Raw genomic sequence first — 10,694 nt, 5'->3', positions numbered from 1 at the left:
CTATGCGTTCGGGAGGACAGGCGTGACGCTATCCAACGATCCCCGGCCGCCCTCGGCGGCGGCGCGGGTCTCGTTTCTCGAGCAGGCGCTCTGGAAGGCGCTCGGCTCCGAGAGCTCGGTTGTCGAGTTCGCCAAGGGCTGGCTGGGGCTGCAATGCCGCTTCCTGCCCGGCGCCGACGGTGGCGCGGTGGTTCTGGCCGAGACGCCGGACCGGGGTCCGTTCAGCCCCGCCGCGCTCTGGCCCGACGAGCGCGCTCTGGGTCCGGGTCTCTCGGCGGCGGTCGAGCTGGCGCTGACCGAACGCCGCCCGGCGCTCAAGGAACAGCCCTCGGCCAGCGGCCCGGCCATGGCGGTCGCGGCGCATCCCATCGTGATCGACGGGAAACTGCGCGGCGCTGCGGCGATCCGCTTCGATCCGGCGCGGGCGCCCGCGGGCGCGGACGTTCTGGCGCATCTGCGCTGGGGTGTCGGCTGGCTCGAGGCGCGTCTGCGCCGGGCCGATGGCGAGGAGACGCGCGGCACGATGGCGCGCATCACCGCCGGCTACGAGGTCATGGCCGGCGCGCTGGAACAGGACCGCTTCAAGCCCGCCTGCACCGCGCTCGTGACCGATCTCGCGCTGCGGCTCGATTGCGAGCAGGTTGCGGTGGGCTTTCGCGGGCGGGGCCGCGCCACCAAGGTCGCCGCGATCTCGCATTCGGCGCAGTTCGGCAAGCGCATGGATCTCGTGCGCCGCATCGGCTTCGCGATGGACGAGGCGCTCGACCAGGAGGCGGCCGTCCTGCACCCGGTGGGCGAGGATTGGGAATACCGGATCACCCACGCCCATGCCGATCTGTCGGACAGCCTCGGTGGCGGCACGCTTCTGACCGTGCCGCTCCATCGCAACGGCCGGATGCTGGGCGCGATCACGCTGCAACGGCGCGCCGGGGCGCCCTTCGACGACGACACGATCCAGCTTGTCGACACGGTCGCGAGCCTTATCGGCCCGGTGCTTGAGGAGAAGCGGCAGAACGACCGGCTGGTGATCTCGAAGCTCGGCAGCGCGCTGATGACCCAGACCAAGCGCCTGCTCGGTCCCGGCTATTTCGGCCGCAAGCTCGCCACGCTCCTGATGCTGGCCGTGGTCGTCTTTTTCTCGGTCGTCACCGCGCCCTATCGCGTCGCGACCCCGGCGACGCTCGAAGGCCAGGTGCAGCGCGCGCTCGTCGCACCCTTCGACGGGTTCGTGGCCAGCCAGTCGGTCAAGGCGGGCGACGTGGTCGAGGCCGGTCAGATCCTCGCGACGCTCGACGACCGCGACATGGTGCTCGAACGTCTCCAGCGCGGCGCGGAGCTGCGCGAGCACATGGCCGAATACGACCGCGCCCTGAACGAGAACGAGCGGGTCGAAGCACGGGTGATGCGCGCGCGGATCGACGAGACGCAGGCGCAGATCGCGCTTCTCGACGCGCGGCTGGCGCGCACCGAACTGATCGCCCCTTTCGACGGGCTGGTGATCGAGGGCGATCTCAGCCAGGCGGTGGGCTCCGGCGTGCGGCGTGGCGACCCGCTCTTCACCATCGCGCCGCTCGAGGGCTACCGCGTCGTGATGGAGGTGGACGAGGGTGACCTGCGCGAGGTCGCGCCGGGGCAGGAGGGCATGCTGGTCCTCTCGGCCATTCCCGATCTCGGCCTGCCCTACGTGGTCGAGCGCGTGACCCCCATCGCCACCGCCGCCGAAGGGCGCAACTACTTTCGCGCCGAAGCAAGGCTGACCGGGCGCGACGGCAGGCTCCGCCCCGGCATGGATGGCGTCGCCAAGACCGCGGTCGACGAGCGTCTCCTGATCGCGATCTGGTCCCGCGAGCTGGTCGACTGGGTCCGCCTGACCGCCTGGAAATGGCTGCCATGAGCGGGCAGAGCTTCTATTCCCAAGACTGGCACCGGGTCGCCGGGCTGAAGCTCCGGCTGCGCTCGAACGCCGGTGTGTCGCGGCAGAGCTTCCGGGGCGATCTCTGGTACGTTCTGCAGGATCGCGGCTCGGGCAAGTTTCACCGCTTCTCGCCCGAGGCCTGGCTGGTGATCAGCCTTCTCGACGGCTCGCGCACCGTGGCCGAGGCTTGGGAGATCGCCTGCGAGCGGCTGGGCGACGACGTGCTCACCCAGTCCGAGACCATCCGGCTTCTCTCCCAGCTTCACGGCGCCGACGTGTTGCGCGGCGATGTCATGCCCGATGTCGCCGAGATGCTCGACAAGGCCGCCAAGCAGAACCGCAAGAAGCTGGCGATGACGCTGATCAATCCGCTCGCGTTGCGCCTGCCGGTTTTCGATCCGAACGAGTTCCTGAACGCGACCTTCCCGCTGGTCCGTCCGCTCATCAGCTGGGTCGGCGCCGTGCTCTTTGCCGGTCTCGTGGCCTATGCGCTGGTGCTCTTCGGCATCCACTGGGAGGCGCTGACCGGCAACCTGACCGACCGTCTTCTGGCGGCGGAGAGCCTCATTCTCCTCGCCGTCACCTATCCTTTCGTGAAATCGCTGCACGAGCTCGGCCACGGCTACGCGGTCAAGCGCTGGGGCGGCGAGGTGCACGAGATGGGGGTGATGTTCCTCGTCTTCATGCCGGTCCCCTATGTCGACGCCTCCGCCGCCTCGCAGTTTCCCTCGAAGCACCAGCGCGCGCTGGTCGGCGCGGCGGGCATCCTGGTCGAGCTGACGCTGGCGGCGCTCGCGATGATCGTCTGGGTGCATGCCGAAGAGGGGCTGGTGCGCGCCTTCGCCTTCAACGTCATGCTGATCGGCGGCATCTCCACGCTGGTCTTCAACGGCAACCCGCTTTTGCGCTTCGACGGCTATTACGTCATGGCGGACCTGATCGAGATCCCCAATCTCGGGCCGCGCGCGAACAAGTTCATCGGCTACCTGATCCAGAAACACGCCTTCGGAGTCGAGACCGCGCAAAGCCCGGTCACGGCGCGCGGCGAGGCGAAGTGGCTCTTCTTCTACGCCATCGGGTCGTTCGTCTACCGGCTCTTCATCATCGGCGCGATCGTGCTTTTCGTGGCGACGGCCTTCCCGCTGATCGGGGCGATGCTGGCGATCTGGTCGGTCTTCATGATGTTCGGCGTGCCGCTCGGCAAGCATGGCTGGTTCCTGCTGACCGCGCCCGCGCTTCGGCGCAAGCGCGGGCGGGCCTTCGCGGTCACCGGGGCGACGGTCGCGGCGCTGGTAGCGGCGGTGACGCTGATCCCGCTGCCCTACGCCACGCTCGCCGACGGGGTGGTCTGGCCCGCGCGCGAGGCGGCGGTCCATGCCGGGGCGTCGGGCCATGTTGTGCGGGTCTCGGCAGAGCCCAACGCGCGGGTCGCGCCCGACACCGTGCTCCTGGCGCTTGAGGACCCGATGCTCGACGCCAGCCTCGCCAGCGCCGAGGCCGCCGCGCGTCGGCTGAGCTACCGTCTCGATGCCGTCGCCATCGAGGACCCGGTCGAGGCGCGGGTCCTGCGCGAACGAGTGGTGCGCGCCGAGGACGACCTCGCCCATGTCCGGGGCATCCAGGAGCGGCTCGAGATCCGCAGCCCCGGCGCGGGCACCTTCATCCTGCCCGAGGGCGAGGATCTGGTCGGTCGCTATTTCAACCAGGGCGATCTCGTCGGCTATGTCGCGGATTTCTCCGATCCGGTCCTGATCGTCGCGGTGCCCGAGGCCGCCGCCGATCTGGTGCGGAGCGACGCCGCCTCGGTCGAGTTCCGCTTCGCCGATGACACCGGCACGGTCTGGCCCGCCCGCATCCGGCGCGAGGTGCCGCAGATCACCGACCGGCTGCCCGCCGCGGCGCTCTCCACGCTCGGCGGCGGCGCCTTCGTCACCGATCCCGGGTCCGAGGGGCTGACGAGCCTCGGCAAGCTCCTGCAACTCGAGCTCGAGTTCGACGCCCCCGCCGAGGTGCGCGGCTTCGGCGCGCGGGTGCATGTGCTCTTCCGTCATCGCGACACGGCCATCGCCCAGCGGGCCTGGCGCAGCCTGCGGCAGCTCTTCCTGAAGGAATTCGATGTCTGAGGCGGGCTCTCTCCGGCGGCTCCTGCCCGCACCCGTGCCGATGGCGGCGCGGTCCGAGCGCAAGCCGAACTGGCTCGACCGGGTCGAACACGTGGTGACCGCTCTCCCGGCGCGCCTGGCCACCCGGATCACCCGGCAGCGGCTGACGCGGCAGGCGCATGACATCGTCGCGCGCTCGGCCCCGCTGGCCGATCTCGACAGGGCGGCGCTCGACGCCCGGATCGCCTCGGCGCGCGACCGGCTGCGGCGGGCGGGTCTCGACGATGCCGAGGCTCTAGCCGACGCGCTGGCGGCGATCCGCGAGCTCTCGGGCCGGACGCTCGGGCTCAGGCATTATCCGTGCCAGGTGCTGGGCGGGCTGACGCTTCTCTCGGGCCGGATCGCCGAGATGGATACCGGCGAGGGCAAGACCCTGACCGCCACGCTCGCGGCGGGGGCCGCCGGGCTTGCGGGCGTGCCCACCCATGTCGTGACCGTCAACGACTACCTGGCCGAGCGCGACGCCGATCTCATGCGCCCGCTCTATGCCGCGCTCGGGCTGACCGTCGGGGTCATCACCGCGGGGCTGACGCCCGAGGAGCGGCGCGCGGCCTATGCCGCCGACATCACCTACTGCTCCAATTCCGAGCTTGCCTTCGACTACCTGCGCGACCGCGTCGCGCTCGGTCGCGACGGCGGCGCGCTCAGGATGAAGGTCGACGCGCTTTGCGGTGCGGGATGGGCGGGGCGCGGCGTGGTGATGCGCGGCCTGCATTTCGCCGTGGTGGACGAGGCCGACAGCATCCTGATCGACGAGGCCCGGACGCCCCTAATCATCGCGCAGGAGACCGAGGCCGAGGACGAGTGGCGCTGGGCCGAGGCGGCCTATGCGCTGGCGGATCGCCTGGACGAGGGTCGCCACTTCCGCGTCGAGCATGATCGCCGCGCGGTCGAGCTGCTGGAGGCCGGGCGCGCGCGGCTCGCCGATCTCGGCGCCGAACGCGGCGGTCTCTGGGCGGGCCGTGTCCGGCGCGAGGAAAGCGTCCGCCAGGCCCTGACCGCGCGGCATCTCTTTCACCGGGGCGATCATTACCTGGTGCGCGACGGCGAGGTTCAGATCGTCGACGAATATACCGGGCGGGTTCTCGCGGGGCGCAGCTGGAACGACGGCTTGCACCAGCTCATCGAGCTCAAGGAGGGGGTCGAGGTCACCGGTCGCAAGACCACGCTGGCCAAGACCTCGTTCCAGCGCTTCTTCCGGCGTTACAAGCGGCTCGGCGGCATGACCGGCACCGCGCGCGAGGTGAAGGACGAGCTGCGCGCGGTCTACCGGCTCGACGTGCTGCGCGTGCCGCCCCATCGCCGTTCCCGCCGGGTGTTCCTGCCGGGGCGGGTGCTCCCGGGGCTCGAGGCGAAGCGCGAGGCGATTGCCGACGCCGCCGCGGCGCTGGCCGATGCGGGGCGCCCGGTGCTGATCGGGACGCGCTCGGTTGCGGCGTCCGCGGCGCTGTCGGACGTCCTGACCGCACGCGGTCTGTCGCATCAGGTTCTGAACGCCGAGGCCGAGGCCGAAGAGGCCGAGATCATCGCGCGCGCCGGTGAGGCCGGGCGGATCACCATCGCCACCAACATGGCCGGTCGCGGCGTCGATATCGCGCTCGGTCCCGGTGTGCTCGACGCGGGCGGGCTGCATGTGATCCTCTCCGAGCGCCACGATGCCGGGCGGATCGACCGCCAGCTTTTCGGGCGCTGCGCCCGGCAGGGCGATGCGGGCAGCGTCGAGACGCTCCTGTCGCGCGAGGATCCGCTCCTCGACATCTTGAGGCGGCGCGGACGCAGCGCGTCGCCGATGCTCGCGACGGCGCTGAGGCTCGCGCCGGGATGGGTGTTCAACCGCGCCCAGCGCCGCGCCGAGCGCTTGCATTCGCGGATTCGAAAGGATCTCCTGCGCGCCGACGAGCAGACCGCCGCCAATCTCGCCTTTGCCGGAGACGCCGAATGACCCGACCCTGCCTCGCCTTCTGTCTTGCCGCCTGCCTTGCTCTGGCTCTGCCGCCCGCGGTGGCCCGGGCGCAGGCCCAGTCGCAGGAAGACCTCTTTCCCGAGCGCGCCGCCGATTGCGTGATCCGGCCCCGCGACATGATCGAGCTGACCAGTCTGGAAGAGGGCGTGCTGACCGAGATCCTGGTGGATCGCGGCGACATGGTCGAGGCCGGGCAGGTGGTCGCGCGGCTCGAATCCGACCTGCAAACCAGCGCGCTCCGGCTCGCGCGGCTGCGGGCCGAGAACACCGCGGCCGTCTCGGCGGCCGAGGCGCGGGTCGCGTTCCGCACCGAGGAGGTGGAGCGCCGTCGCGCGCTGGCGCAGCGCAGCGTCGCCTCCAAGGCCGATCTCGCCCAGGCCGAGGTCGAGCTGACGCTCGCCGAGCTGGAGCTCGTGAGCGCCAAGGCCGAGCTTGGCCTCGCGCAGGCGAGCTTTGACGAGGCCGAGCTGCGGCTGGCGCGGCGCGATATCCGCGCACCGGTCTCGGGGCTGGTGGTCCGGGTGTCCGGGGCGCTGGGCGAGTTCGCGCATGAACAGGCCGAGGTGCTGAGCCTCGCGGTGCTCGACCCGTTGCGGGTCGAGGCCTGGCTGCCGGTCGATCTCTATCCGCGGCTGGCGCTGGAGCAGGAGGCGGAGGTGACGATCGGCCATCCGCTCGACACCAAGCGCGAGGCACGGGTCAGCGCCATAGACCGTGTCTTCGATGCGGGCAGCGGCACGTTCGGCGTGCGGCTCGATCTGCCGAACGGCGACGGGTCCCTGCCGAGCGGGCTCAAATGCGGGCTGCGCTTCCACCCGGTGCCCGCGAGCCAGTGATACCCAAAGCGCCCGGCTCGGGGCCGGGCGCCACCCGAAATCCGAACCGGATTTCGCGCGGTTTCCGGTTCGGAAACCGCCACCGCTCAGGCGGTGAGACCTTCGGGTTCCTCGAGGCCATGCGCCCGGCAGCACGCGGTCAGCGTGTTGGCCAGAAGGCAGGCGATGGTCATCGGACCGACGCCACCCGGCACCGGCGTGATCGCGCCCGCGACCTCGCTGGCGCTGTCGAAATCGACATCGCCCACCAGGCGGGTCTTGCCCGGCTTCTCGGGATGCTCGGTCCGGGTGATTCCCACGTCGATCACCGCGGCGCCGGGCTTCACCCAGTCGCCCTTGACCATTTCCGCCCGTCCGACCGCCGCGACGAGGATATCCGCGCCCCGGCAGATCCCCGGCAGGTCCTGGCTGCGCGAATGCGCGATGGTGACCGTGCAGTTCTGCTGCAGGAGAAGCTGCGCCATCGGCTTGCCGAAGAGGTTCGAGCGCCCGATCACCACCGCGTTCAGCCCCGACAGAGTGTCCAGCTGATCTCGCAGCAGCATCAGGCAGCCGAGCGGCGTGCAGCTGACCAGCGCCTTCCCGCCCGTCGCCAGGAGGCCCGCATTGGTCACGCTCAGCCCGTCCACGTCCTTGGCCGGGTCGATCCGAGCCACCGTGCGTCGCTCGTCCAGGTGATCGGGCACCGGGAACTGGCAGAGGATGCCATGCACCGCGGGATCGGCGTTCAGCTGGTCGATCAACGCGAAGAGCTCCTCTTCGGGCGTGTCGGTGGGCAGCTTGTGCTCGAACGAGGCCATGCCGACCTCGACCGTCGCCTTGTGCTTGTGCGCGACATAGACCTCGCTCGCCGGGTCCTCGCCCACGAGCACGACCGCGAGGCCCGGGGTGATGCCGTGATCGGCCTTGAGGCGGTCGACATGCTCGGCCACCTGTGCGCGTACCTTGGCGGCAAACGCCTTTCCGTCGATCACCTGGGCAGTCATGGGCAAGTCTCCTTGATGTCGGTCTGTTGAGGGCCGGGGGGGGCTCAGAAGAGCCCCTCGATCAGCCCTTCGTCATTGAGCCGGATGGTCTCGGCCGCGGGCTGGCGCGGCAGGCCCGGCATGGTCATGATCTCGCCGCAGATCGCGACGATGAACCCGGCCCCGGCCGAGAGCCGCACTTCGCGCACCGGGATGGTGAACCCGGTGGGCGCGCCGCGCTGGGCTGGATCGGTCGAGAACGAATACTGGGTCTTGGCCATGCAGATTGGCAGGTTGCCGTAGCCCTGATCTTCCCACTCTTTCAGCTGCGCGCGGATCTTGCCGTCGATCACGGCGCTGTCGGCGCGGTAGATCCGGGTGGCAATGGTCTCGATCTTTTCAGCGAGGCCCATCTCGTCGGGATAGAGCGTGCCGAACTCGGCGCTGCCGCCATCGGCGATCTCGGCGATGCGGGTGGCCATCTCGGTCATGCCGGCCGAGCCGTCGGCCCAGTGCTTGCAGAGGATCGCCTCGGAGCCCTGCTCGGCCACGAAGGCCTTGACCGCCTCGATCTCGGCCTCGGTGTCGCCGGCGAAATGGTTGATCCCGACCACGACCGGAACGCCGAAGCCCTTGAGGTTCTCGATATGGCGGCCGAGATTCGCGCAGCCCGCCTTGACCGCCTCGACATTCTCGGCGCCGAGATCGGCCTTGGCGACACCGCCGTTCATCTTCATCGCGCGCACGGTCGCGACGAGGACGACGGCGGCGGGCGTCAGCCCGGCCTTGCGGCACTTGATGTCGAAGAACTTCTCGGCGCCCAGGTCGGCGCCGAAGCCCGCTTCGGTCACGACGTAATCGGCGAGCTTCAGCGCGGTGGTCGTGGCGATCACCGAGTTGCAGCCATGGGCGATGTTGGCGAAGGGGCCGCCATGGACGAAGGCGGGGTTGTTCTCGAGCGTCTGCACGAGGTTCGGCTGCATCGCGTCCTTCAGGAGCACGGTCATCGCGCCCTCGGCCTTGATGTCGCGGCAATAGACCGGCGAGCGGTCGCGGCGATAGGCGACGATCATGTCGCCGAGCCGCTGTTCGAGATCCTTGAGGTTCTTCGCGAGGCAGAGGATCGCCATGACCTCGGAGGCCACGGTGATGTCGAAGCCGGTCTCGCGCGGAAAGCCGTTGGCGACGCCGCCGAGCGAGGTCGTGATCTGGCGCAGCGCGCGGTCGTTCATGTCGACGACCCGGCGCCAGGAGACGCGGCGCAGGTCGATCTCCTGCTCGTTGCCCCAGTAGATGTGGTTGTCGATCATCGCCGACAGGAGCGAATGGGCGCTGGTGATGGCGTGGAAATCGCCGGTGAAATGGAGGTTCATGTCCTCCATCGGCACGACCTGCGCGTGGCCGCCGCCCGCGGCGCCGCCCTTCATGCCGAAGTTCGGCCCGAGCGAGGCTTCGCGGATGCAGATCGCGGCCTTCTTGCCGATGGCGTTCAGACCGTCTCCGAGGCCCACGGTGGTGGTGGTCTTGCCCTCGCCCGCGGGCGTCGGGTTGATCGCGGTGACGAGGATCAGCTTGCCGTCGGCGCGGTCCTGCACGCTGTCGATGAAGCTCTGGCTGACCTTGGCCTTGTCATGGCCGTAGGGCAGCAGGTGCTCGGCCGGGATGCCCAGGGTGTCGCCGATCTCTTGGATCGGTTTCTTCTTCGCGTCGCGCGCGATCTCGATATCGGTCTTGAAGGCCATGGCCCATCCCTCCGGCGTGCTGGTTTCGGCTGCATAAGGCATGAAGAGGGGGCATCCGACAACAATCGCAAGCGGCGTTTGCGCCATCGGAAACGACTTTCCATCCGGTCGGTGGGGACAACCTACCCGTTCCGGCGGGCCTCGGCGCTCTGCCGGTATGCGACGGTGTCCCGTCATGGGGGTGCGACACGCGCGTCACACCCCAATGGCTATGTGGACAGGTGGGCCGATAATCAGGAGATTACAGGTCCGACATGCGCAGGGAGGAGCGCCATGAGTGCCGGCATCGCGGAGCCGGGATCGGCGCCGGCCGCGGGCTCGGCTGCATCCGATCCGGTCCGAATCTATCTTGTCGAACCGAACCCGCTGGTGGTCTCGGCGCTGGGGATGTGCTTCCGCGGCGATCCGCGCTTCGAGTTGGTGGGATCGACCGAGAGCGGCCTGGCGCTTCTGGACCTGCCCGCGGGGACCTTCGACATCGCGGTCTTGGCCTGGAAGACCGCCGACGCCGCGGCGACCGATGTCCTGCGCGACTGGCGCGGGCGGGGCCGGACCGAGGCGGTGACGATCTTCGCCAATAGCCGTGACTTGGGTCATGTGCGGCAGGCGGTGCGGCTCGGGGCGCAGGGCTATTGCTACCAGTTCGACGACCCCTCGGTGCTCTTCGATACGCTGCACGCGGTGGCCAACGGGCGCATCTGCGTGCCCTTCATCGACGTCACCTCGATCAACGATACGCCGCTGGCGCAGCTGACCGTGCGCGAGCGCGAGCTTCTGTCGGTGCTGGCGCGGGGCTGGACCAACCAGCAGATCGCCAACCGGACGGGCATCTCGGAGAACACGGTGAAATATCACCTGAAGAACCTCTACGAGAAGCTCGGCGTGAAGAACCGCGCCATGGCGGTGGCGATCTATTCCCGCGAAACCGACGGCTGAGCGGATCGCTGGCGAAATCCGAACCGGATTTCGCGCGGTTTCCGGTTCGGAAACCGGTCCCCGGCCCGGGCCGCGCGGTACACGGTGGCACACGATTTTCCCTGTCCCCGGCCGCGTCGGACCGATGGCTCCGAACGGGTAGGACGCGCCCACCCCCCGGGGCCGAGATCCTATC

The 10,694-nt window shown here is 69.6% G+C and carries 7 protein-coding genes; 5 read left to right on the top strand and 2 right to left on the bottom strand.

Annotation, left to right across the window (positions count from 1 at the left end; genetic code table 11):
* Positions 1-22 precede the first annotated feature (22 nt).
* From ACFQ4E_RS01880 to ACFQ4E_RS01865, 4 genes are read left to right on the top strand one after another with little or no spacing between them, the layout of a single operon-like run.
* Positions 23-1,894 (top strand): HlyD family efflux transporter periplasmic adaptor subunit, encoded by a 1,872-nt coding sequence (locus ACFQ4E_RS01880; protein WP_386801219.1) that lies wholly within the window; start codon positions 23-25, stop codon positions 1,892-1,894.
* Positions 1,891-4,038: a peptidase M50 gene (locus tag ACFQ4E_RS01875; protein WP_386801218.1), complete on the top strand. Its 2,148-nt coding sequence runs from the start codon at positions 1,891-1,893 to the stop codon at positions 4,036-4,038. The genes ACFQ4E_RS01880 and ACFQ4E_RS01875 overlap by 4 nt, the downstream gene beginning before the upstream one ends.
* On the top strand, positions 4,031-6,019 hold the full coding sequence (locus tag ACFQ4E_RS01870; protein ID WP_386801217.1) for a preprotein translocase subunit SecA: 1,989 nt from the start codon (positions 4,031-4,033) through the stop codon (positions 6,017-6,019). The genes ACFQ4E_RS01875 and ACFQ4E_RS01870 overlap by 8 nt, the downstream gene beginning before the upstream one ends.
* Positions 6,016-6,876 (top strand): efflux RND transporter periplasmic adaptor subunit, encoded by an 861-nt coding sequence (locus tag ACFQ4E_RS01865; RefSeq protein WP_386801216.1) that lies wholly within the window; start codon positions 6,016-6,018, stop codon positions 6,874-6,876. The genes ACFQ4E_RS01870 and ACFQ4E_RS01865 overlap by 4 nt, the downstream gene beginning before the upstream one ends.
* Before the next feature lie 86 nt (positions 6,877-6,962).
* On the opposite strand, the gene folD is transcribed toward ACFQ4E_RS01865, so the two are convergent.
* Both folD and ACFQ4E_RS01855 read right to left on the bottom strand, forming a co-directional pair.
* Entirely contained in the window at positions 6,963-7,862 is a 900-nt protein-coding gene (gene folD, locus ACFQ4E_RS01860) for a bifunctional methylenetetrahydrofolate dehydrogenase/methenyltetrahydrofolate cyclohydrolase FolD (RefSeq protein WP_386801215.1), read from the bottom strand.
* A 44-nt stretch (positions 7,863-7,906) separates the two neighbouring features.
* On the bottom strand, positions 7,907-9,583 hold the full coding sequence (locus ACFQ4E_RS01855) for a formate--tetrahydrofolate ligase (protein WP_386801214.1): 1,677 nt from the start codon (positions 9,581-9,583) through the stop codon (positions 7,907-7,909).
* A 273-nt stretch (positions 9,584-9,856) separates the two neighbouring features.
* Here ACFQ4E_RS01855 and ACFQ4E_RS01850 point away from each other — a divergent pair, with 273 nt between their 5' ends.
* Positions 9,857-10,519 (top strand): LuxR C-terminal-related transcriptional regulator, encoded by a 663-nt coding sequence (locus ACFQ4E_RS01850; protein ID WP_386801213.1) that lies wholly within the window; start codon positions 9,857-9,859, stop codon positions 10,517-10,519.
* The last annotated feature ends 175 nt before the right edge of the window (positions 10,520-10,694 follow it).

The organism is Litorisediminicola beolgyonensis (assembly GCF_042679605.1).
GTDB classification, from domain to species: domain Bacteria; phylum Pseudomonadota; class Alphaproteobacteria; order Rhodobacterales; family Rhodobacteraceae; genus Litorisediminicola; species Litorisediminicola beolgyonensis.
Note: the sequence above shows the minus strand (reverse complement) of the source record. Positions and strands in the feature narration are given on the sequence as shown.

Excerpts from the sequence above, each read along its gene's own strand:
- ACFQ4E_RS01875 (WP_386801218.1), top strand. The coding sequence starts at position 1,891 with ATGAGCGGGCAGAGCTTCTATTCCCAAGACTGGCACCGGGTCGCCGGG.
- ACFQ4E_RS01870 (WP_386801217.1), top strand. The coding sequence starts at position 4,031 with ATGTCTGAGGCGGGCTCTCTCCGGCGGCTCCTGCCCGCACCCGTGCCG.
- ACFQ4E_RS01865 (WP_386801216.1), top strand. The coding sequence starts at position 6,016 with ATGACCCGACCCTGCCTCGCCTTCTGTCTTGCCGCCTGCCTTGCTCTG.
- folD (WP_386801215.1), bottom strand. The coding sequence starts at position 7,862 with ATGACTGCCCAGGTGATCGACGGAAAGGCGTTTGCCGCCAAGGTACGC.
- ACFQ4E_RS01855 (WP_386801214.1), bottom strand. The coding sequence starts at position 9,583 with ATGGCCTTCAAGACCGATATCGAGATCGCGCGCGACGCGAAGAAGAAA.
- ACFQ4E_RS01850 (WP_386801213.1), top strand. The coding sequence starts at position 9,857 with ATGAGTGCCGGCATCGCGGAGCCGGGATCGGCGCCGGCCGCGGGCTCG.